We start from the raw sequence: 21,821 nt of genomic DNA on the forward strand, positions 1-21,821 counted from the left end.
GGTAGGCAACCGCTGCGGGTGCACTCGATTACTCGCCGACTTTGCCGCCAGCCGCATCACACGCGGCCTTGGTCATGGCCTTGAAGCCGTGGCCCTTGCAGACAGCCTGGCCTTTGCAGGCGTTTTCAGCGGTCTTGCAGTCGTTCATGCCTTTGCAGGAGGTCACGCCGTAGCAGTGAACAGGCGCGTCGGCGGCTTGTGCCTGGGTGGCGACACCGGCAAACATGGTGGCGGCAGCGATAGCCAGGGCAGCACCGGAAACCGCGTTTTTGATGTTCATTGTTGTATTCCTCATATCAGTAGGGTGTCGGTCTGAACGGATTGTTCAGTCTCGACACACCACTAGAGAGAGGTCCCCGCCTGGCGTTACAGCACCCGCGAAAATTTATTCTTCGAGCTTCGACAAAGGCTCCTGAAAGCGCAGCAAACGCCCGGCATTGCCCAGTACCAGCAAGGTGCTGAGGTTATGCAACACCGCCGCAATCATCGCCCCGGCAGCGCCCAGCCAGCCAAAGGCGGCGAATACCACGATGGCCAGCGTCCAACCCAGGCCGATGATCACGTTGACCTGCAACGTCTGCCGGCACTGGCGACTCAAGCGCACACAGGTGCCCAGGCGTCGCAGGTCGCTGCCGATCAGCACCACGTCCGCCGAGGCCAACGCAATGTCCGCGCCGCCCGCGCCCATGGCCACGCCGACCACGCCAGCCTTGAGCGCCAGGGAATCGTTGATGCCGTCGCCCACCACCATCGGGCGGAAACCGCTGCCGATCTCCCCCAGCACACGGTTGAGCTTGTCTTCCGGCAACGCCTGCGCCTCGACGTCACTGATGCCCACGTCCAGCGCCAGGCTGTCGGCGACGCTTTGGCGGTCGCCGGTGAGCAGCAATTGACGGCCCAGGCCGAGGTCGCGCAGCTCTTGTAGCGCCTGGCGGGCCTCGGGTTTGACGCTGTCGGCCAGCAGCAGCCAGGCGAGGAATTGCCCGTCCAGCGCCAGCCCGGCAATCGGGCCGTCGTGGTTCGGCACAGGCGTGGTGACGATCCCCAGTTGCTCAAACAACTCCGGCCGCCCCAGCGCCGCTTCGCCCTGTGCGGTCTGCGCCACCACACCAAGGCCCTGGCGCTCACGGATATCCGTCAGCACCAGCAGCTGTTCCTGCGTGGCCAACCCGGCCAATGCCCGGCTGACCGGGTGGCTGCTGGCGGAGCCGAGGCTGGCCGCCAGGTTGAGCAACACCTGCCGATCCGGCGCCGAGGTTTCGATGGATTGCAGGCGCAGGGTGCCAAACGTCAGGGTGCCGGTCTTGTCCACGACCAGCGAGGTCAAGTCCGCCAGCTCCTCCAGAAACGCCGAGCTGCGGATCAGAATCCCATGGCGCGCCGCCACTGCAATCCCGGCAATCGCCGTGGCCGGCGCCGACAGCACCAACGCACACGGGCACGCCGCCACCAGCACCGCGAGCATCGCCTGCGCATCGTTGGTGACAAACCAGGTGACCGCCGCCAGCAGCAACACCAACACCATGTAACTGCCGGCGTAACGCTCCAGCAGCCGCGTGATCGGCGGCTTGGAACGCTCGGCGTTTTGCATCAGCGCGATGACTTTGCCCAGGGTCGATTCATTGCCGGTGCGGGTCACTTCCAGGCGCAGCAAGCCGTCGAGGTTGATCGCCCCGCCGAACACCTGCACACCCACACTCGCCTCCAACGGCACCGACTCGCCGGTGATCGGCGCGGTGTCCAGGCTCGCCTGACCCGACAGCACCACGCCATCGGCGGGCACGCGGTCGCCGGCGCGCACTTCGACGATATCGCCGGTGTGCAGCGTGCCGTTGTCCACCTCGACAATGCTGCCGTCGGCCTGCACCAGGCGCGCGTGGCTGCGGGTCAGTTTGCCCAGTGCGTGGATCGCCTCCTGGGAGCCGATCACGCTGCGTTCTTCAAGCACATGGCCGAAGATCATGATGATTGGCAGCAGCGCAGCGGTCAGCAGATCACCGGTGGCCCAGGCGCCGAGCATGGCCAGGGCGATCAGTTGATCGGTGATGCCATGCAGGCTGGGAAAACGCAGGCTGTACCACGCCGAACGCATCACCGGCACGGCCACCAATAGCGACGCCACACCCAGCAACAACTGACTCACGCCGGTCTGGTCCGGCGCCAGCCAGCGCCACACCAGGCCCAACACCAGCAAGCCGAGGGCCAGCATGGCCAGGGTCAATTGCCGCGCAGCACTGCGCTGCTCGGCGGAGGTCAGCATGGGTGCGCTCATTGTTCGGCTCCCTGGATAATCAAGCGGGAGTCGTCTTTCGGATCGACCGTGGTCACGGAACCGGCCTGGCCGAGAATCTTCGGCAGGCGTTCGCGGTACAGGCGCAACAGCAAGCCCGGGTCTTTCACCTGGGCCAGGCTGGCGACCGTGGCGGTTTGCGCCTGGGCATTGGCCAAGCGTTCGCTGGCCTGAGCGTGGGCGACTTGCACCACGCGGTCGGCCTGCTGGGTGGCGGCCTGGGTGAGTTTTTCCGCGTCGGTGCGCGCGTTGGCCACGGCTTTGTCAGCCTGCTGGCTGGCGGTCAGCACCGCGTTGAAGGCATTCACCGCCGGGCTCGGCAGGCTGGATTGCACATCCACGCGGGTGACTTCGATGCCCAGGCCCAAGCCCGTCGAGGCCAATTCGGCGAGGCGTTTGTTGATGCCTTGCACCAGGTCACCACGCAAGCGTTCACGGCGCTCGGCGGCGCCGTTGTCGGTGCCGATCAGCTCGGGGCGCGCCACCAGGATCGTGTCCAGGTCGCGGGCCGCCGTGAGGGCCACGGCGCTGCGCGTCACCAGGCGATCCAAGGCAGGCAACACATGGGCGCCCTGCAACACAAACGCGTAAGGCTCGGTGACTTTGTAGAACACCCGCACATCCAGCTGCACCACCCCGGCGTCGCCGGTCAGCAGGTAACCGGAGCCGGCCAGGGCATCGCTCAACGGCGTGGCAAAACTGGCCACGCGGTCGGCCTGGAGCGCCGCCTCGGAGCGCAGCAGGTTCTCCACCCGCCGTTCGATCACGCGGTCGGCCGCCGGCAGCAACACCACTTGCTCGAACGGTTGCGGCCAGGCCAGCAGCAAGCCGGCGTTCTGGATACGGTCGAGGGCGCCGAAGTGCAGGACCACGGCGCGGTTCTGCGGGTCGATCTGGCGCACATTGGAAAACGCCCAGGCCAACGCGGCCAACACGGTCACCGCGTACAGCGCCATGAAAGTCAGGCGCCCGGCCTGGATCCACGGGCTGTCCGGGCTGTCACGCTCGATCATGGTTGGACGTCCTTGGGCCCATCCACCAACGCGCGGAACGGCGCAGCATCGGTGCGCAGGATGATCTTGGTGCCCGGCGTCACCACCGTGCCCAAGGTATCCAGCGAACGCAGCAGGTTATACAGCTGCGGGTTGCCGGCGTAGGCGCGGCCGTAGATCTGCGCGGCTTCGACCCGCGATTGCGCTTCGATATCGGCGGCTTTCACCGTGGCATCGGCCTGCACGATGCGCGCGTCGCGCTCGGCGGCGGAGCGGATCTGCGCCGCTTCACGCTTGCCCACGGCGGTGCGTTCGGTGGCGATGGTCTCGCGCTCGGCGCGCATGCGATCAACCGTGGCGGTGAGCGTCACCGACGGCAAGGTCAGCCGTTCGATGCCAACCTGGGCCACGCGCACGCCATAGGTGGTGAGCAATTGTTGATCGATCTGCTGGCGCAGCTGCGCCTCGAAATCGGCGATGTGCACCTGGCTGGCATCGGTGTTGATCAGGCTCGACAGGTCAAAGCTGGCCGCCGTGGTTTCCAGCGCCGAGCCGACAAAGGTACGGATCTGCCGCGCCGCTTCGTCCGGCTGGTTCTGCACCGCGCGCATAAAGCGCTGCACATTGTCGGCATCGCCCTGCACCTGCCACGCCACGTAGGCCTGCACGATGATGCGCAGGCCATCGCGGGTGCCCACGTCCTGCAAGCCACTGGAGGTGGTGCGCAGGCGCAAGTCCACCGGAATCGCCGCTTCGAACGGCGCCGGCAGGCGCCAGCCCAGGCCCGGCTCCAACAGCACCCGCACCGGGTTGCCGAAACGGGTAATCACCGTGGCCTCGCCGGAGCGCACTTGCACCAGGCTCGCGGCCGCGACCGCAAACAGCACCAGCAACAGCGCCCAGGCCATGCGCCGCCAAGGGAACGGGCCAGCCGCTTGCTCGTCACCGTGATGATGGTGGTGATGGCCATGATGATGACCGTGATCGTGAGAATGAGCGCTCAACAGACCGACTCCTTATTGAACGGCTTTGCGCGGCAGCGACGGATCGGCCGGCAAGGTAAAAGAACGCAGATCGATCGTCGGCGCGCTGTCGGCGCCCAGGCGATGATCCAGAATCAGCAATTTGGCGTGGGCCAGGCCCTGGCTGAGTTGGCCGAGGTACTGCTCCAGCACGAAGGCTTTGCCAGCGGTGGCGTAGGCCTTTTGTTCGGCGGCAAAGCGCAGGTCGGCCGCTTGGGCGCCGGCATTCACTTCGCGCGCCGTGGCGGTGGCCTGGTCGCGGGCGGTGCTGGCTTGCAGCAACGCCAGGTTGGTCTGCTCGCTGGCCGCACCGCGCTCGCGGGAGATCAGGGCCTGCGCACCGATCTGCGCGGCTTGCACGCCGTGGTAGGCGTTGGCGGCGCCGGCCGGTGGGTGGATCGCTTCAACGACGGTGGCGAGGATTTCCACGCCGCTGTCGAGTTTTTGCAGGTCGGCCTGCACAGCGCGGCCGATCTCCTCGGCGAGGCTCGTGCGTTGTTCGCCGAGCAACTCGTCGAGGGTGCGTGAGGCAAAGTCGTGGACCAGGATACGGCTGGCGGTGCTGCGGATCAGGGTCGGCACATCCGCGCTGTTATAGGTGGCGGCGAGCGCGGCGTGGTCGGTGAGGCCGATGCGGTAGACGAAGCGCACGTCCATGTTGACGATCTGGAAGCTCTGCTTGTCGCCGCTGCTGCTGGCAATGACCTGGGACTTGTCATTCACGTGGCTGGCGTCCCACAAGCGGTTGGCGATCAATGGCGCGGGACCTTCGGCAGCAGCCAATTCCGGTGCGGCGGCTTCGCTGACGCTGGTGGCCAGTTCATGCACCACGCCGTTTTCCACGTTGATCACACGGCCCAGCGGCCAGGGCAAACCGGCATGCAGGCCGGGGCCGAACACCTCGACGGGTTTGCCGAAGCGTTCATAAATCCCACGCCCTTGCAGGGGCACTTCGTGCACACCGGTCAGCGCCCAGCCGACCGCCAACACCACCAGCAGCACCGGCAGGAACGCCCGGCGCATGTAGGTAAACGCCCAGATTTGACGCAGGTCGATACCGAAGCGGTTGTGCAATTCGTGCTGCAAGGCGAGCAAGGGTTGGGGCGGCCAGCGTAACAGCCCGGCGATAAAGCTTTGCGCCATCAGGCGCGGTTCGAGGCGTGGCTGGCGCGGGCTGAACAGTGACAGCACGGCTCTTAATAGAAACTCCACGGCGACCAGCGCTGGCAGCAGGCCGATCATCACCGCCAGGCGCAACGGCCAGACCGATTCGGCACCCGCAAACAACAGGCAAATCGCGCTGATCAACAGGCAGATAATCGCCACCCGGCTCAATTGCGCCAGTTGCGAAGCTTCCGGCCATTGGGCGGCGGTTTCCTGGGCGAGGCGGCGTTCGAACACCAGCAAGCCGAAGGCCAGCGCCAAGGCCAGCGCTGCACCGATGCTGGCGGATTGACCAACAGGCGCAGCGGGCAATGCCAGGTTCCAGAACTCGACAATGCTGATCAGCGCCAGCAGCGACCAACCGCCAAGCCACAACACCGGGGTGCCGATCTGCTTGCCGAAGCGCCCGGCCAGGCGTGCGTAACGGCCGGTTTCCTCTACGGGGGCTTCCTGCGGCGGTTCTTCCAGCGCCTGAGCGCGCCAATCGGCGACCCACCACGCCGATTGCAAACCGGCCACCAGCAGCAGCAAGGCCGAGGCGCAGTTGATCAACACCACCGGCCAGATCGACAGCGGTGCGAACAGCGCGACAAACAGCGCCAGCACCCAGCCGCACACGGCCACAGCGGTCAGGCTGATACCGGCCTGGCGCAATCGACGGGCATGGAACAGCCCTTGCTGAAAACGCGGCAGGCCCTCTACCGAAGCGCCGTCAGCTTCTAGATCCACTTGCATCCCAACACGCCCATTTGCACACAATTAGTTACGATATAACACGGGGCGTGAAATTTTTGTCCGCTGAATGCAGCTTTCAAACCCGACCACCGATCCCTGTGAGAGCTGGCTTGTGTGGGAGCTGGCTTGCCTGCGATTGAATCACCGCGGTTTTGCTGGAAGACCGAGTTGTCAGCATCGCAGGCAAGCCAGCTCCCACAGGGTTACATCGCTGCATTCAAGAGCGTGACTAACCCCCCATAAACACGAGCCATCACTGGTGCAGCCCAGGATTAAGCGGCACACTCCGAACCAGTTTTTCGCGGGTCCACGGACAAGGAAGCGTCACCTCCCATGATTTCGATCTATCAGCTCAAGCCGCGTTTTCAAAACCTGCTGCGCCCCCTCGTGCAGCGTCTCTATGACAACGGCACCACCGCCAACCAGATCACCGTGCTGGCCGGCGTGATTTCCCTGCTGGTGGGCCTGTTGATCGCCAGCTTCGCCCACCACCTGTGGCTGTTTGCGCTGATCCCGCTGTGGATGATCCTGCGCATGGCCCTCAACGCCATCGACGGCATGCTCGCCCGGGAATTCGGCCAGCAGTCGCGCCTGGGCGCCTACCTCAATGAACTGTGCGACGTGATCGCCGACAGCGCGCTGATCCTGCCGTTTGCGCTGATCCCCGGCGTGAGCCTGGCGCCGGTGCTGCTGGTGGCGTTACTGGCGGTGTTCAGTGAATACGCCGGCGTGCTCGGGCCGATGGTCGGCGCGTCACGCCGCTACGACGGACCGATGGGCAAGAGTGACCGCGCCTTTGTGCTCGGCGTGCTGGCTACCGGTGTGGCGCTGGGCTGGCTGGGCGCGGGCTGGGTGGATGGGGTGATGTGGCTGGTGGCCGCCCTGCTTGCCTACACCCTGGTCAACCGCGTGCGCCAAGGTCTCAAAGAACCGACTTCCCCTTCTGCATAAGGATTTTGCGATGCGTGAACAACAAGCACACACCTTCAGCACCCACGATGGCGTCGAGCTGTTCTACCGCCACTGGCCGGCCACCGCGAACGACGGGCCGCGCAAGGCCATCGTGTTGTTCCATCGCGGCCACGAGCATTCGGGGCGGATCGCGCATCTGGTGGATGAACTGGACCTGCCGCAGTTCGACTTCTTCGCCTGGGACGCCCGCGGCCACGGCCAATCCCCCGGCGAGCGCGGCGACAGCCCCAGTTTTGCCACCAGCGCCCGCGATGTGCAGACCTTTTGCGACCACATCGGCGCCACCTACGGCATCGAAGAAGAAAACTTCGCGGTCATCGCCCAAAGCGTCGGCGCCGTGATCGCGGCCACCTGGGTGCACGACTACGCACCGAAGATCCGCGCCCTGGTGCTCGCCTCCCCGGCGTTCAAGGTCAAGCTCTACGTGCCCTTCGCCCGCCCGGGCCTGGCACTGATGCGCAAGTTTCGCGGCAACTTTTTCGTCAACAGCTACGTCAAGGCCAAGTTCCTCAGCCATGACCCGGAACGCGTGGCCTCCTACGACAGCGACCCGCTGATCACCAAGGCGATCTCGGTAAATGTGCTGCTCGGCCTGTACGAAGCCGCCGACCGGGTTGTAGCCGATGCCCAGGCGATCCAAGTGCCGACCCAATTGCTGGTCTCCGGCTCGGACTTCGTGGTGCATCGCAAACCCCAGCAGCAATTTTTCGACCGCCTCGGCAGCCTGAAAAAAGAGCTGCATATCCTCCCCGGCTTTTTCCACGACACCCTCGGCGAACGCGACCGTGCCACAGCCGTGAGCAGCGCCAAGCGCTTTATCCTGCAAAACTTCGCCCACCCGCTGGACCGCGCCTCGCTGCTGGACGCCGACAAGATCGGCGCCACCTGCGCCGAGTCCGAAGCCCTCGCCGCGCCGCTGCCGCGCAACTCCCTGCGCGACCTGTACTGGCGCCTGACCCGCGCCAGCATGGGCCTGGGCAAGAACCTGTCGGACGGCGTGAAGCTGGGCTTCGACACCGGCTTCGACTCCGGCAGCACCCTGGACTACGTGTACCGCAACACCCCCACCGGCAAGGGCGGGCTGGGGCGGATGATCGACACCAACTACCTCAACTCCATCGGCTGGCGCGGCATTCGCCAGCGCAAGCTGAACGTCGAGGAACTGCTGCGCCTGGCCATGGCCAAGCTGCGTGGGGATGATCGCGAAGTGCGCATCGTCGATATCGCCGCCGGCCACGGGCGCTACATCCTGGAAGCGTTGCAGGGCGTATCGCCACTGCCGGAATCGATCCTGCTGCGCGACTACAGCGACATCAACGTGCGCGACGGTGGCGCGCTGATCCGCGAAAAAGGCCTGGGGGATATCGCCCAATTCGTCAAAGGCGATGCATTTGACCGTGCCGACCTGGCGGCGCTGGAGCCCAAGCCGACGCTGGCGGTGGTGTCCGGGTTGTATGAGTTGTTTGCCGATAACGCCATGGTCGGCGGTTCGCTGGCCGGGCTTGCCGAAGCCGTGGAGCCCGGCGGGTATCTCGTCTACACCGGCCAGCCATGGCACCCGCAGCTGGAATTGATCGCCCGCGCCTTGACCAGCCATCGCCAGGGCCAGGCCTGGGTGATGCGCCGGCGCAGCCAGGCGGAAATGGATCAACTGGTCGAGGCGGCGGGCTTTCGCAAGATCACCCAGCGTGTGGATGAGTGGGGCATCTTTACCGTGTCCCTGGCACAGAAGATCTGAGCATGCGCGAACCCGGTCTATTGAAACCCGCCGTCCTCTGGCTGCTGCTGTTGGCGCCGCTGTTTTTCAGCACCTACGGCTTCGCCACCTGGGTCACCAGCCAGCGCAGTGACGTCGGCACGCTGGTGTTCGACTGGGAAACCCACATGCCCTTCTGGGCATGGACCATCGTGCCCTACTGGTCCATCGACTTGCTCTACGGGTTCTCCCTGCTGCTGCCCAACACCCGGCATGAATTGAAGCAGCACGCGTTGCGGCTGCTCTCGGCGCAGCTTATTGCCGTGAGCTGCTTCCTGATCTGGCCGCTGCGCTTCACCTTCGAGCGGCCAGAGCTGGACGGCGTGTTCGGCTGGCTGTTTGCCGTGCTGGCCGGCTTCGACAAACCCTTCAACCAGGCGCCATCGCTGCATATCGCCCTGCTGGTGATCCTGTGGGTCATGTACCAGCGCCATACCCAGGGTGTGTGGCGCTGGCTGGTGCATGGCTGGTTTGCGTTGATCGGTGTTTCGGTGCTGACCACTTATCAACATCACTTTATCGACTTACCCACAGGCGCACTCGCGGGGTGGATCTGTGTGTGGTTGTGGCCGGTGGAACATCCCAGCCCGCTGCTGAATGCGCGGCTGACGCGGGACCGCAAACGCTGGCGGCTGGGCGTGCGTTATGGCTTGGGGGCGTTGGTCTTGGCGGTCCTGGCGTTTGTCATGGGTGGCGGCTGGCTGTGGCTACTGTGGCCGGCGGTTGCCCTGGCCTTGATCAAGGCGAACTACTTTGTGCTGGGCGCGGCGGGTTTCCAGAAGCGCGTCGATGGCCAACTCACACCCGCCGCACGCTGGCTGTATGCGCCGTATCTGGCGGCGGCGTGGATCAACTCGCGCCTGTGGACACACAAACATCCACAGCCCGACCTGATTGTGGATAACGTCTGGCTCGGGCGTATTCCTACAGCGCGTGAGCAAGAGCCCTTCAAGGCCATCGTCGATCTCTGCGCCGAATTGCCAATTGATCCACAGGGCCGCGCTTATCAATCCATCCCCGTGCTGGACCTGATCGCGCCGACGCCTGCGGAATGCCTGCACGCCGCACACGCCATCGAGCGCCTGCGCGCCAGCGGCCCGCTGCTGGTGTGCTGCGCGCTCGGCTATTCGCGCAGCGCCACCGCCGTGGCCGCGTGGCTGCTGCACAGCGGTCGCGCCGCGACGGTGGAAGAGGCGCTGACTATTATTCGTACAGCGCGGGCCGATGTGGTCCTGCACCCCGCTCACCGTGAAGCTTTGGAGGGTTTGCCCCATGCCCGCTGATATGGAACTCCAGGTCGTCGCCAGCCTGCTGCGCCGTGGCCGTTCGCTGGATCAGTTATCCACAGGCCTGACCCTGCTCGGCGTCCTGTTCGGCCTGGCCCAACTGCTGATGGCCAGTATTACGCCGATCTGCCTGTTGCTGAGCCTGTGGATGATTATCCTCGGCCTGCTGCAAAAGTACTGGGCGCTGCGCGTGGCCTTCGACGCCGACCTGTTCGCCCTGCTCGCCCGCGACACCGAACGCACCGCCGACCTCGACCAGGCCCTGCAAACCCTCGGCCTGCAAGCGCCCAAGCGCGCCGGCCGGCCGTGGACCGAACGCCGTCGCGGCGCCCTCAAACTGCTGCGCAAACAAGCCTGGCTGCTGGGTGCGCAAGCGCTGCTGACCCTCAGCGTGATCCTCGCCAGCCCTTGGCTGCCTTTCGCCGGATAAGGAATTCCCATGTTCGAACCCGTGGTCGCCACGCTGATTACCTCCATGGCCCGCACCGTCACCGGCGCCCGCAGCCTGTGGCTCGGCTGCGCGCCGGTGCCGGTGCAGCGCATCTACTTTGCCAACCACAGCAGCCACGGCGACTTCGTGTTGCTGTGGGCCTCGTTGCCGCAAAACCTGCGCAAGTTCACGCGCCCGGTGGCCGGCAGCGACTATTGGAGCAAGAGCGCCCTGCGCCGCTACATCATCAACCGCGTGTTCAATGGCGTGCTGATCGACCGCGAGCGCAAGGACCCTGTGGATAACCCCTTGCAGCCGATGCTGGCCGCGCTGGAAGGCGGCGATTCGCTGATCCTGTTTCCCGAAGGCACACGCAACCTGGAAGATGGCCTGCTGCCGTTCAAAAGCGGCCTCTACCACTTGGCAAAAAGTTACCCACAGGCCGAACTGGTGCCGGTGTGGATAGCCAACCTCAACCGGGTCATGCCCAAGGGCCGCGTGTTGCCGCTGCCGTTGTTGTGCACCACCAGCTTCGGCGCGCCGTTGCACCTGGAAGAAGGCGAAGACAAGAGCGCCTTCCTCGCCCGTACCCGCGACGCCCTGCTTGCCCTTGCCCCGGAGCATTCCTGATATGCACAGCCAGACCATAATGCTGTTCGGCGGCATCGGCGCGATCCTGGTGCTCGCCTCGCTGATCGGCCTGATCCTCAAACTGCGCACCCGTGGCACGCCCAACGCGGTGATCGACAACCTCAACGCGCGCATCAACGCCTGGTGGGTGATGGTGGTAGTGATCGGCATCGCCTTCTGGCTCGGCACGGGCGCGGTGATCCTGTTGTTCTACGCGGTGTCGTTCTACGCCCTGCGTGAATTCCTCACCCTCACCCCGACCCGCCGCAGCGACTACCCGGCGCTGGTGGCCGCGTTCTACCTGGCGCTGCCGTTGCAGTACCTGCTGATCTTCGCCGACTGGTACGGGCTGTTCTCGATCTTCATCCCGGTGTACGTATTCCTGCTGCTGCCGATCCTCGCGTCCTTGGGCGGCGACAGCACGCACTTCCTGGAACGTGCCTCGAAAGTGCAGTGGGGCCTGATGATCGCAGTGTTCTGCGTATCCTTCGTGCCCGCCCTGCTGACCCTCGACATCCCCGGCTACGAAGGCCGCAACCTGCTGCTGATTGCCTACCTGGTGATCGTGGTGCAGCTGTCGGACGTGCTCCAGTACGTCTGTGGGAAGTTGTTCGGCAAACACAAGATCGCACCCAACCTGTCGCCGTCCAAAACCGTGGAAGGCTTTGTCGGTGGGATCTTGCTGTCATCCCTGATCGGCGCGGCGCTGTGGTGGACCACGCCGTTCAACCCGTGGCAGTCGTTCCTGATCGCGCTGTTGATCAACCTGCTGGGATTTGCCGGCGGCATCGTGATGTCGGCGATCAAGCGTGACCGGGGCGTAAAGGATTGGGGGCATATGATCGAAGGGCATGGCGGCATGCTGGATCGGTTGGATTCGGTGTGTTTTGCGGCGCCGATTTTCTTTCATCTGGTGCGCTTCTGGTGGACCTGAGTCCCATTTAAAATTAACAAACTGAATAAATCCGAAAGCCTATAGGCTAACAAAAAGAAGTATCTTGTTAGCCTATAGGCTTATTTTTTGAATTATTTGTATACCTATAGGCTTATATTTATTGCAATACTGAAAGCCTATAGGCTTTCAAAAGGTAATTCGCCGTGGGCACTTCCAACCTCTATAAGCTGCGCCTCTCTCAAGTGGAACGCGCCATCGAACCTTTCAATACCGTCAAAGGCGCCTCAGTTCCGCCCGGCGGCTGGCTGCGATCGATCAGGGAGGCGCTTGGCCGCTCATTGCGTGCACAGGCCGAAATCGCCGGCGTAGCGCCGGTGACCGTGAATAAATCCGAGCGCTCCGAAGTCGAGGACCGAATTTCACTCGCGCAACTCAGAAAACTCGCCGCAGCGCTGGACTGCGAACTCGTCTACGGTCTCGTGCCCAAGAAACCCTTGCGCGAAATGATCGAAGAGCGCGCCGATCTGCTGGCAAAGAGAGAAATTCTGGGCGTGGCGCACTCCATGAGCCTTGAGGATCAACGTCCCTCGGACGCCTTCATCGAGCGCCAAATTGAAGACCGCCGCAAAGAACTGCTCGATGGCTCATGGGCGCGCTTATGGCAGTAGGACTGGACCTCAAGCCAGGTCAGACGCCCCTGGACCCGGACGAAATCGCCGGTCTGAAACCCAGACACATCGCGACCCAAGGCGAGTTGGACGAATGGGAAGCGCAAAACATCCTCAAGGCAACCCTGTGGATTGGCCGCCAGAAGAAACTGGATGTGCTCAATGAGCACTTCTGCCGGGAGCTGCACACGAAGATGTTCAGCGATACCTGGAAGTGGGCCGGGACTTTCCGTAAGTCCGATAAGAACATCGGCTGCGATTGGACGAAGATCGCCGTCAATTTGCGTCAGCTACTCGACAACATGACCTACTGGCTGGAACACGATGTGTTCCCGCCAGAAGAAGTCGCCGTGCGCTTTCATCACCAATTGGTGTGGTTGCACGCCTTCCCAAATGGCAATGGCCGGCACGCCCGCCTGATGACCGACTGTCTGCTAAGGCAATCTGGCCTCGCGCAGTTTTCCTGGGGACGCGGCAGCCTGGTGACGGTGAGTGAAATACGCCAGCGCTATATCCAAGCGCTCCGCGCCGCAGATGCCAATGACTACGGGCCCTTATTGGCTTTTGTGCGCAGTTGATTTCCCCAACGCCAGCGCGCGACAACGCCTTGACGCATAAGTTCTACAGCGTCAAAAAATAATATTTGCGTATTAAATTCACATCTGTTTATTGTGGATATACACGCCGTTTACTGCATGTAGGAAGCGCAGGTTGTCGGCGCCAATTATTTTTCAAGGATGAAAACCATGGACCCCTTTCTTGGCGAAATCCGCCTGTTCCCCTGGGGCTGGGCGCCTGCTGGTTGGCTGCCCTGCGAAGGCCAGGTGCTGCCCTTGAACGCCTATGTTGCGTTGGCCTCTCTGCTGGGTAATCGCTACGGCGGCAATGGCAGTACCACCTTTGGTATACCGGACCTGCGTGGCCGCGCGGCGCTGGGTCAGAACTGGGTGCCTTCTGTCGCACCGGACCCGGTCATCGGTGTCCACGCCCTGGGTTCTGCCGGCGGTACAGAGACGGTAACGCTCGGGCTCAATGCCCTCGCCCCCCATACCCACGGTACCCACGTTTCCGCCAGCGCGGCGAACATCGCCACCCCCGCAGGCGGCATCCCGGCCGTCAGTTCGAACTCCAAGGGCGACGTGTCAAAGCCGGTTTACGTGACGGCCTCGACTACCGCTCAGGTGACGCTGAACAGTGCGACGGTGGTGGCTACACCCGGCGCGCCGGTGGCGAATATGCAGCCCTCGATTGTCGGCTGTTTCTGCATCGCCACGACTGGCATCTACCCGCCACGCCAGTAGCCGTCCCCCTACAGACTCGCAAGTAAGGAAACTGACATGTCTGAAGCTTACCTCGGAGAAATCCGCATGTTTGCCGGCAACTACGCGCCGGAAAACTGGGCGATTTGCGATGGCACGCTGCTGCCCGTCAATGCCTATCAGGGTTTGTATTCGATACTGGGAACCGTCTACGGCGGCAACGGTGTGACAACCTTCGCCCTGCCGGACTACCGCGGGCGCCTGCCCATCGGCCAAGGCAACGGCCCCGGCCTGACGCCGCGGGTGCTGGCCGCGACCACGGGGGCCGAAACAGTCGCCCTGCTGGCGGCCAACACACCGGCCCACAGCCACGGTTTTGTGGTCAACAACACTCCTGCCACCTCGGCGACGCCCGTGTCCACGCCACCGGCGCCGGCCAACAGCCTGACGTTCGGCCAATTCGAGCCTGTCACCATCGTCAAGGGCCTGTACAGCGCAGGGTCCGGCTCATTCGCGGCAGTCACGTTGGATCCGGGCTTTCTCGACCCCGTGCCAGGCCCTGCCGTGGGCACCCCCCACAGCAACCTGATGGGGTCCTTGACCATCAACTACATCATCTGCCTGACGGGTATCTACCCGATGCGGCCGTAACCTTCTCTGCTCAGGAGCGACCGATCATGGATGCTTTCACCGGCGAAATCCGCCTGTTCCCGTTCAACTACGCACCTCAGGATTGGGCCTATTGCGACGGCTCGGCGTTGTCGATCCAGCAGTTCCCGGCGCTGTTCTCGATACTCGGCTACACCTACGGCGGTACGTCCGGGCAGACGTTCAAACTGCCCAACCTCAATGGGCGTGCGGCAATGGGCGCCAGCCCCCAGCGATCCATTGGCATCCCCGTGGGGGCCGATCAGGTCACGCTGACACCCGCCAACCTGACCGGCCATACCCACGCGGTACAGGTGAAAGATGGCACTGAAGCCTCGGCGGCCCTGGATGTGCCCAACAGCACCGCTTATCTGGCCCAGCCCCGCAACGTACGCGTCTACAACGACACCGCGCCGCTAGCCGGCGGCCCGACCCTGCCCACCGGAACACTGACGCCCGCCGGGCAGCTCTCCCCCGGCACCAGTCCACAACGCAGCACCCTGCAGCCGTTCCTGACCTTGAGCTACTGCATCTGCCTCAATGGCGAGTACCCCGTGAAGCCATCATGATGCAGACCGCCGACCTCCTGGGCAGCCCCACGGAGCTGCGCACGCAGACGAGTGACGACCGGGTCTTCCTCCAGGACCTGTTCGTCGCCCGGCGCTGGGCCGAAGTCAGCCAGGTTCCGGGCTGGGACGACATCCAGCGTCGCGCATTCCTGCACGCCCAGGCGCAGTTGCAGCACCAGCACTATGAAAAACACTACGCGACGGCGGACTTCCTGATCATCGAGCAAGCCGGCACCCCGATCGGGCGGCTGTGCGTGCAGCACACGCCCGAGGCGCTGCGTGTGGTGGACATCGCCCTGCTCCCGGACTGGCGCGGCCGGGGCATCGGCACGCAGTTGTTACAGGCCGTGCTGGCCAAGGCCGATGCCGCCGACCAGCCCTGCGACCTGAGCGTCGAGCAAGGCAATCCGGCCCGTCGCCTGTACCACCGGCTTGGCTTTCAAGCCTGCGGTGAAACCGGCATTCACACCCAGATGCGCCGGCCCGCGCGTCCGTCCCAGGAGTAGCCCGGCAGCACCGACACTGACGCTTGAATGTTTACTGACTGTGATGGCAAACGATTTCTCACAGCACGCCGCACACCTGCGCGCCCCTGCCTGTGTCCATCGGCCATTTTCCGACACTTAAGCTGGACACGCACCCCAGACGGGGCGTACGGCAGGAAGCCTCAGAATGATAAAAATGCTCACCCACCGTGGTGCCCGGCTGGCACGCAGACTGACCGCAGTCTTCCTGTTGCTGATGACCCTGGCCGCCCAGGCGTTGGCGGCCCCGACGATCGTAAGCCCGACGCCCGGGAGCACCCTGCCGTCTGTGGCGGTGGGCCAGAACATGAGTATCACGATTACCTCGACCGGTGGCGCGCTTCCGTTGAACGACTGGGTCGAGTGCGACGCCAGCGACCCGGATTACGCGGGTGAAACCGGCTGCCTGCCCGATGGGCTGGTGCTCGACCAATCGTTCGGCAGCGCCAGCACGCTATTGCATGGTGCGCCGACCACAGCGGGCACTTACACCTTCCCCGTGTCCATCAATGACAACACCAATCAGGCGGGTGTCGCCTTTTACACCCTGGTGGTCACCGGCGGTGGAACACCTACCCTGACTTCGCTAACCCCGAACAGCGGCAGCACCGCAGGCGGAACCTCGGTGACCTTGACCGGCACCAACCTGACCGGCGCCACTGGCGTCAGCTTTGGCGGCGCATTGGCCTCGGGTTTTACCGTCAACAGCGCCACCTCGATAACGGCCACCACGCCGGCCCACGCTGCGGGCGCAGTGAATGTGGTTGTGACCACGCCCGGCGGTACGGCGACCCTGACCAATGGCTACACCTACGCCACGCCCACCGTCAGCGTCGGCCCGACCACACTGCCCAGCGGCGCGCAGAACACCGCGTATAGCACCCAGACAATCACCGCAAGCGGCGCTGCCGCACCTTATACTTTCGCCATCACCGGCGGCGCCCTGCCCGCTGGCTTGAGCCTGAGCAGCGGCGGCACCCTCAGTGGCACCCCTACTGCCAGCGGCAATTACAACATCACCGTGACCGCCACCGACGCCAACGGCGTGACAGGATCACGTGCCTACAGCTTCACCATCAGCGCCGCGCCGACCATCAGCGTCAACCCGACGACCCTGCCCAACCCGACAGCCAACGTCGCCTACACGACCAGCCTCAGTGCGACCGGTGGCACTGCGCCCTACAGCTACACCTTTACTTCCGGCACTCTGCCCGCAGGCTTGAGCCTGAGCAGCGGCGGCACCCTCAGTGGCACCCCGACCCAGGCTGGCACCTACAACTTCACCGTGACCGCCACCGACGTCAACAGCGCATCCGGTTCACGCACCTACAGCGTGACCGTCAGCGCCGGCGCACCTAACGCCGGGGCGGTCAGTGTCACGGTTGCCGCCAATAGCAGCGCCAACCCGATCACCCTCAACCTCAGTGGCGGCGCGGCCACCAGCGTCGCCGTATCCAGCGCGGCCAGCCATGGCACCGCCACGGCCAGCGGTACCAGCATCACCTACACCCCGACGGCGGGCTACTCCGGTGCAGACAGCTTTACCTACACCGCCACCAATGGCAGCGGCACGTCCAGCCCGGCCACCGTATCGCTCACGGTGAATGCACCGACCCTCAGCATTACCCCGTCTGTCCTGACTGCCCCAGCGGCAAACGTCGCCTACAGTGTCGCCCTCGGTGCCAGCGGCGGTACTGCGCCCTACAGCTACGCCATCACGTCCGGCGCATTGCCCACAGGCCTGTCCGTGAATACGTCGACGGGTCTCCTCAGTGGTACGCCGAGCGTACCCGGGGCCTACAACTTCACCGTCACCGTCACCGACACCTACGGGGCAACCGCAGGGCGCGCCTACAGCGGAACAGTCAGCGCCGGCCCACCCATCGCCGCGCCGCTGAATATCACGGTCGCGGCCAACAGCAGTGCCAACGCCGTCGCCCTCATCATCAACGGCGGCACCGCCACCAGTGTCGCGGTGACCAGCGCCGCCAGCCATGGCACCGCCACTGCCAGCGGCACCAGCATCACCTATACCCCGACGCCGGGTTACCACGGCACAGACAGCTTCACCTACACCGCCACCAACGGCAGCGGCACGTCCAGCCCGGCCACGGTGACCGTTACCGTGGCGGCACCCACCATCAGCATCAGCCCGCTCTCTTTGCCCAACGCTACGATAGACACCGCCTATAGCCAGACCATCAGCTCCAGTGGCAGCCTCGCGCCTTATAGCTATGCCATCTCCAGCGGCAGCCTGCCCGCAGGCTTGAGCCTGAGTCCTGCCGGCGCCCTCAGCGGCACCCCCACCGTCAGCGGCAATTTCAACTTCACGGTGACGGCTTCCGATGCGGGCACTCCCGTCTCCACAGGGGCACGGGCCTACAGCTTCACGGTCAACGCGGTCCCCCCGGTTGCCGGAGCGGTCAGTGCCACGGTTGCGGCCAACAGCAGCGCCAACCCGATCACCCTCAACCTCAGCGGCGGCGCGGCCACCAGTGTCGCCATCGCCAGCGCGCCCAGCCATGGCACCGCCACGGCCAGCGGCACGGCGATCACCTACACCCCGACGGCGGGGTATTCTGGCGCGGACAGCTTTACCTACACCGCCACCAACAGCAGCGGCACGTCCAGCCCGGCGACCGTGACCGTCACGATCGGCGCACCGACCATCGGCATCAGCCCGACGGTCTTGAGTGCAACCACCGCAAGCGTGCCCTTCACCACCAGCCTCAGTGCGAGCGGCGGCAACGCGCCCTACACCTACAGCATCACCAGCGGCAGCGTGCCGAGCGGCCTGGCCCTGAACCCAGCGACCGGCAGCCTCAGCGGAATCCCAAGCGCAGCCGGCCCGTACACCTTCACCGTGACCGCCACCGATGCCAACAGCGCGACCGGATCACGCAGCTACTCCGGGACAGTCCAAGTGGCGCAGCCTGTCGCCGGGGCGCTCAGTGCAACGGTCGCCGCCAACAGCAGCGCCAACCCGATCACCCTCAACCTCAGCGGCGGCGCGGCCACCAGCGTCGCGGTCGCCAGCGCGCCGAGCCATGGCACCGCCACGGCCAGCGGCACAGGCATCACCTATACCCCTGCGGCGGGGTATTCCGGTGTGGACAGCTTCACCTACACCGCCACCAACAGCAGCGGCACGTCCAGCCCGGCGCCCGTGGCCATTACGATCAGCGCACCGTCCATCGGCATCAGCCCGACGGTCCTGAGCCCTACCACCGCAAGCGTCGCCTTCAGCTCCACCCTGAGTGCGAGCAACGGCACCGCGCCCTATGTCTACAGCATCACCGCCGGCAGCGTGCCGACTGGCATGACCCTGAACAGCGCGACCGGCACCCTCAGCGGCACGCCCACGGCTGCCGGCCCGTACACCTTCACCGTGACCGTCACCGACGCCAACGGCGCCAGCGGTTCGCGCGCCTACTCCGGGGCCGTCAACATCGCCGCGCCCATCGCCGGGGCGCTCAGCGCCAGCGTCGCCGCCAACAGCAGCGCCAACCCGATCACCCTCAACCTCAGCGGCGGCGCGGCCACCAGCGTCGCGGTCGCCAGCGCGCCCAGCCATGGCACCGCCACGGCCAGCGGTACGGCCATCACCTATACCCCTGCGGCGGGGTATTCCGGTGCGGACAGCTTCACCTACACCGCCACCAACAGCAGCGGCACGTCCAGCCCGGCGCCCGTGGCCATCACGGTCAGCGCACCCACCCTTGGCATCACGCCGGCGGGGTTGGGGACTGCCACGGCAAACGTCGCCTTCACCACCACCGTCAGTGCCAGCGGCGGCACCGCGCCCTACAGCTACAGCATCAGTAGCGGCGCAGCGCCGCCGGGCGTCACGCTGAACCCGTCCACCGGCACCCTCAGCGGCACGCCCACGGCTGCCGGCCCTTACAGCTTCACCGTGACCGTCACCGACGCCAACGGCGCCAGCGGCTCGCGCGCCTACTCGGGGGCCGTCAACGTCGCCGCGCCCATCGCCGCGGCGAGCAGTGCCACCGTCGCCGCCAACAGCGCTGCCAACGCGATCAGCCTCAACCTCAGCGGCGGCGCGGCCACCAGCGTCAACGTCGCCGGCGCGCCGAGCCATGGCACCGCCACGGCCAGCGGCACCGGCATCCGCTATACGCCGACGGCCGGGTATTCCGGCGCGGACAGCTTTACCTACACCGCCACCAACAGCAGTGGCACGTCCAGCCCGGCCACCATCACGCTGACCGTCACCGCGCCGACCTTGCAGCTAACCCCGGCGTCGCTGGGCGCCGGCATGGCGGGCACTCCCTACAGCGCCACCCTCAGCGCTGCGGGCGGCACCGCGCCGTACACCTACAGCGTCAGCAGCGGCAGCCTGCCGCCCGGCATGAACCTGAACGCCAGCAGCGGTGTGCTCAGCGGTACGCCCACCAACACCCAGGCGGTGAACGTGACCATCACGGTGACCGACGCCAACGGCGCCACCGGTTTCCAGGCCTACACATTCAACGTCGCCGCCATGCCGATCAACGTCGCGCCGTCCAGCCAAGTCCTCGCCGCCGGGCAATCGGCGACCGTCGACCTGACCCAAGGCGCCAGCGGCGGCCCGTTCACCCAGGCCACCGTGGGCACCGTCACCCCAGCCTCGGCCGGCCGCGCGACCCGAGTCGGCGCCTTCTCCATGCGCTTCGTGCCGTCGGCAGCCTTTGCCGGCACGGCGATTGTCAGCTTCAGCCTGGAAAACGGCAGCGGCTCCATCGCGACGAGTTCGGTGAGCTTTATCATCGCGGCCCGCCCGGACCCGACCAAGGACGCCGACGTAATCGGCCTGCTCAACGCCCAGACCCGTGCTGCCGAACGTTTTGCCAGCACGCAGATGGACAACTTCAACCGTCGCCTGGAGCAACTGCACCAAGTGTCCTGCAACCGCAATTCGTTCAATGCCAGCGTGAAGAAGGACGGCAAGGACGTGCCCTTGCAGGAAGTCGCCAGCGCCGTGACCCAGCACCTGGGCGGCTCGGCCAACACCACCGATGAAGAGAAAAGAAAGACCGCCGCCGAGGTCGAAGAAGGCTGCAAGCAAGATGACATTGCCTACTGGACCGACGGCTTTATCAACAACGGTTCCACCCACGCCCGTGGCGCGCGCGACAACAGCTTCACCACCATGGGCCTGAGCGCCGGGGTGGATTACCGCCTGTCGCCGACCGCGATCGCCGGTATCGGCTTCGGTTACGGCAACGACCGCAGCGACATCGGCAACAACAAGACCCGCAGCGACGGCGACGCCCTCGGCATCGCCACGTACCTGAGCCTGAACCTGGCACCGAAAGTGTTCGTCGATGGCGTGCTGGGCTACAACCGCATCAGCTTTGATTCGCGGCGCTACATCACCGGCAGCAATGACGACTACGCACGCGGCTCGCGGGATGCCGACCAGTTGTTCGCCTCGCTGACCACCAGCTACGAATACCGCCAAGGCCCGCTGTCGCTCACGCCTTACGGCCGCTTGAACGCCAGTACGACACGCCTGGACGCCTTCCGCGAACGGGGCGGCGGCATCTATGGGTTGTCCTACGAGGAACAGCGCCAACAGAACGTCACCTCGTTCATCGGCCTGCGTACGGGTTATGACGTGGCGACCCGCCTCGGGGTGATGACACCCAAGGTCGGCCTGGCCTGGGGCCACAACTTCAGTGGCAGCAGCGATTACAAGATGCGCTACACCGACCAGGGCGAGGACGGCCTGCTCTATCGGCTCAAGCCCGACCCGCTGGACAGCGACTTTGCCAACCTCGACCTGGGCTTGGACTTCAACGTCGGGCGCGCCTGGCAGATGGGCTTCTCGTACAAAACCGCGCTGGGCAGCGACGAGCGCAACGATTCGTTCCGTATCGGTATAAACGGCAAGTTCTGATGCTTGCGGCGGCGCCCGCCCTGGCGCCGTCCTTTTCCCGACCTGCACCCTGGTGTGCGGCGTATCGGCGTCATCTTTTGTA

Annotated in this window: 18 protein-coding genes; 13 read left to right on the plus strand and 5 right to left on the minus strand. The window is 65.0% G+C overall.

Annotated elements, in window-relative coordinates; all coding sequences use genetic code 11:
- Nucleotides 1-28: 28 nt before the first annotated feature.
- The 5 genes from PSH87_RS28430 to hflK (PSH87_RS28450) all read right to left on the minus strand — a co-directional run bounded on the left by PSH87_RS28430 (nucleotide 29) and on the right by hflK (PSH87_RS28450) (nucleotide 6,203).
- Nucleotides 29-280, minus strand: coding sequence for a hypothetical protein (locus PSH87_RS28430; protein WP_305431936.1), 252 nt, complete (start codon nucleotides 278-280; stop codon nucleotides 29-31).
- Between the two features lie 105 nt (nucleotides 281-385).
- Nucleotides 386-2,272, minus strand: coding sequence for a cation-translocating P-type ATPase (locus PSH87_RS28435; protein WP_026136890.1), 1,887 nt, complete (start codon nucleotides 2,270-2,272; stop codon nucleotides 386-388).
- Nucleotides 2,269-3,303: a protease modulator HflK gene (hflK, locus tag PSH87_RS28440; protein WP_305431937.1), complete on the minus strand. Its 1,035-nt coding sequence runs from the start codon at nucleotides 3,301-3,303 to the stop codon at nucleotides 2,269-2,271. The genes PSH87_RS28435 and hflK (PSH87_RS28440) overlap by 4 nt, the downstream gene beginning before the upstream one ends.
- Nucleotides 3,300-4,289 (minus strand): protease modulator HflC, encoded by a 990-nt coding sequence (hflC, locus tag PSH87_RS28445; RefSeq protein ID WP_305434379.1) that lies wholly within the window; start codon nucleotides 4,287-4,289, stop codon nucleotides 3,300-3,302. Before hflC ends, hflK (PSH87_RS28440) begins: the two co-directional genes overlap by 4 nt.
- Nucleotides 4,290-4,298: 9 nt before the next feature.
- On the minus strand, nucleotides 4,299-6,203 hold the full coding sequence (gene hflK, locus PSH87_RS28450) for a protease modulator HflK (protein WP_305431938.1): 1,905 nt from the start codon (nucleotides 6,201-6,203) through the stop codon (nucleotides 4,299-4,301).
- Between the two features lie 333 nt (nucleotides 6,204-6,536).
- Here hflK (PSH87_RS28450) and PSH87_RS28455 point away from each other — a divergent pair, with 333 nt between their 5' ends.
- From PSH87_RS28455 to PSH87_RS28515, 13 genes are all read left to right on the plus strand, one after another.
- A complete protein-coding gene (locus PSH87_RS28455) occupies nucleotides 6,537-7,154 on the plus strand; it encodes a CDP-alcohol phosphatidyltransferase family protein (protein ID WP_017737609.1) in 618 nt (205 codons plus the stop codon).
- A gap of 10 nt (nucleotides 7,155-7,164) precedes the next feature.
- Nucleotides 7,165-8,913, plus strand: a complete 1,749-nt coding sequence (locus PSH87_RS28460; RefSeq protein WP_017737610.1) for a bifunctional alpha/beta hydrolase/class I SAM-dependent methyltransferase — start codon at nucleotides 7,165-7,167, stop codon at nucleotides 8,911-8,913.
- Nucleotides 8,914-8,915: 2 nt separating this feature from the next.
- Entirely contained in the window at nucleotides 8,916-10,214 is a 1,299-nt protein-coding gene (locus PSH87_RS28465; protein WP_305431939.1) for a phosphatase PAP2/dual specificity phosphatase family protein, read from the plus strand.
- On the plus strand, nucleotides 10,204-10,647 hold the full coding sequence (locus tag PSH87_RS28470; RefSeq protein WP_305431940.1) for a hypothetical protein: 444 nt from the start codon (nucleotides 10,204-10,206) through the stop codon (nucleotides 10,645-10,647). Before PSH87_RS28465 ends, PSH87_RS28470 begins: the two co-directional genes overlap by 11 nt.
- A 9-nt stretch (nucleotides 10,648-10,656) precedes the next feature.
- Nucleotides 10,657-11,277: a 1-acyl-sn-glycerol-3-phosphate acyltransferase gene (locus PSH87_RS28475; RefSeq protein ID WP_017737613.1), complete on the plus strand. Its 621-nt coding sequence runs from the start codon at nucleotides 10,657-10,659 to the stop codon at nucleotides 11,275-11,277.
- A 1-nt stretch (nucleotide 11,278) separates the two neighbouring features.
- Complete coding sequence (locus PSH87_RS28480; protein WP_017737614.1) at nucleotides 11,279-12,211, plus strand: phosphatidate cytidylyltransferase; 933 nt, start codon at nucleotides 11,279-11,281, stop codon at nucleotides 12,209-12,211.
- Nucleotides 12,212-12,375: 164 nt separating this feature from the next.
- Nucleotides 12,376-12,840, plus strand: a complete 465-nt coding sequence (locus tag PSH87_RS28485) for a mobile mystery protein A (protein ID WP_305431941.1) — start codon at nucleotides 12,376-12,378, stop codon at nucleotides 12,838-12,840.
- A complete protein-coding gene (locus PSH87_RS28490) occupies nucleotides 12,819-13,418 on the plus strand; it encodes a mobile mystery protein B (RefSeq protein ID WP_305431943.1) in 600 nt (199 codons plus the stop codon). The genes PSH87_RS28485 and PSH87_RS28490 overlap by 22 nt, the downstream gene beginning before the upstream one ends.
- A 168-nt stretch (nucleotides 13,419-13,586) precedes the next feature.
- On the plus strand, nucleotides 13,587-14,141 hold the full coding sequence (locus tag PSH87_RS28495) for a phage tail protein (RefSeq protein ID WP_017737617.1): 555 nt from the start codon (nucleotides 13,587-13,589) through the stop codon (nucleotides 14,139-14,141).
- 36 nt (nucleotides 14,142-14,177) lie between these two features.
- Nucleotides 14,178-14,750 carry a phage tail protein gene (locus tag PSH87_RS28500; protein WP_305431945.1) on the plus strand — a complete coding sequence of 191 codons (573 nt, stop codon included), beginning with the start codon at nucleotides 14,178-14,180 and terminating at the stop codon, nucleotides 14,748-14,750.
- Between the two features lie 26 nt (nucleotides 14,751-14,776).
- On the plus strand, nucleotides 14,777-15,316 hold the full coding sequence (locus PSH87_RS28505; protein WP_305431947.1) for a phage tail protein: 540 nt from the start codon (nucleotides 14,777-14,779) through the stop codon (nucleotides 15,314-15,316).
- Nucleotides 15,313-15,822 carry a GNAT family N-acetyltransferase gene (locus PSH87_RS28510; RefSeq protein ID WP_305431949.1) on the plus strand — a complete coding sequence of 170 codons (510 nt, stop codon included), beginning with the start codon at nucleotides 15,313-15,315 and terminating at the stop codon, nucleotides 15,820-15,822. The genes PSH87_RS28505 and PSH87_RS28510 overlap by 4 nt, the downstream gene beginning before the upstream one ends.
- Nucleotides 15,823-15,988: 166 nt before the next feature.
- Nucleotides 15,989-21,739, plus strand: coding sequence for a putative Ig domain-containing protein (locus PSH87_RS28515; RefSeq protein ID WP_305431951.1), 5,751 nt, complete (start codon nucleotides 15,989-15,991; stop codon nucleotides 21,737-21,739).
- The last annotated feature ends 82 nt before the right edge of the window (nucleotides 21,740-21,821 follow it).

It is taken from the genome of Pseudomonas sp. FP453 (genome assembly GCF_030687495.1).
GTDB lineage: Bacteria > Pseudomonadota > Gammaproteobacteria > Pseudomonadales > Pseudomonadaceae > Aquipseudomonas.

Excerpts from the sequence above, each read along its gene's own strand:
- PSH87_RS28470 (WP_305431940.1), top strand. The coding sequence starts at position 10,204 with ATGCCCGCTGATATGGAACTCCAGGTCGTCGCCAGCCTGCTGCGCCGT.
- PSH87_RS28495 (WP_017737617.1), top strand. The coding sequence starts at position 13,587 with ATGGACCCCTTTCTTGGCGAAATCCGCCTGTTCCCCTGGGGCTGGGCG.
- PSH87_RS28435 (WP_026136890.1), bottom strand. The coding sequence starts at position 2,272 with ATGAGCGCACCCATGCTGACCTCCGCCGAGCAGCGCAGTGCTGCGCGG.
- PSH87_RS28480 (WP_017737614.1), top strand. The coding sequence starts at position 11,279 with ATGCACAGCCAGACCATAATGCTGTTCGGCGGCATCGGCGCGATCCTG.
- PSH87_RS28490 (WP_305431943.1), top strand. The coding sequence starts at position 12,819 with ATGGGCGCGCTTATGGCAGTAGGACTGGACCTCAAGCCAGGTCAGACG.
- hflK (WP_305431938.1), bottom strand. The coding sequence starts at position 6,203 with ATGCAAGTGGATCTAGAAGCTGACGGCGCTTCGGTAGAGGGCCTGCCG.
- PSH87_RS28505 (WP_305431947.1), top strand. The coding sequence starts at position 14,777 with ATGGATGCTTTCACCGGCGAAATCCGCCTGTTCCCGTTCAACTACGCA.
- PSH87_RS28475 (WP_017737613.1), top strand. The coding sequence starts at position 10,657 with ATGTTCGAACCCGTGGTCGCCACGCTGATTACCTCCATGGCCCGCACC.
- hflK (WP_305431937.1), bottom strand. The coding sequence starts at position 3,303 with ATGATCGAGCGTGACAGCCCGGACAGCCCGTGGATCCAGGCCGGGCGC.
- PSH87_RS28515 (WP_305431951.1), top strand. The coding sequence starts at position 15,989 with ATGATAAAAATGCTCACCCACCGTGGTGCCCGGCTGGCACGCAGACTG.
- PSH87_RS28455 (WP_017737609.1), top strand. The coding sequence starts at position 6,537 with ATGATTTCGATCTATCAGCTCAAGCCGCGTTTTCAAAACCTGCTGCGC.
- PSH87_RS28510 (WP_305431949.1), top strand. The coding sequence starts at position 15,313 with ATGATGCAGACCGCCGACCTCCTGGGCAGCCCCACGGAGCTGCGCACG.
- PSH87_RS28430 (WP_305431936.1), bottom strand. The coding sequence starts at position 280 with ATGAACATCAAAAACGCGGTTTCCGGTGCTGCCCTGGCTATCGCTGCC.
- PSH87_RS28500 (WP_305431945.1), top strand. The coding sequence starts at position 14,178 with ATGTCTGAAGCTTACCTCGGAGAAATCCGCATGTTTGCCGGCAACTAC.
- PSH87_RS28460 (WP_017737610.1), top strand. The coding sequence starts at position 7,165 with ATGCGTGAACAACAAGCACACACCTTCAGCACCCACGATGGCGTCGAG.
- PSH87_RS28465 (WP_305431939.1), top strand. The coding sequence starts at position 8,916 with ATGCGCGAACCCGGTCTATTGAAACCCGCCGTCCTCTGGCTGCTGCTG.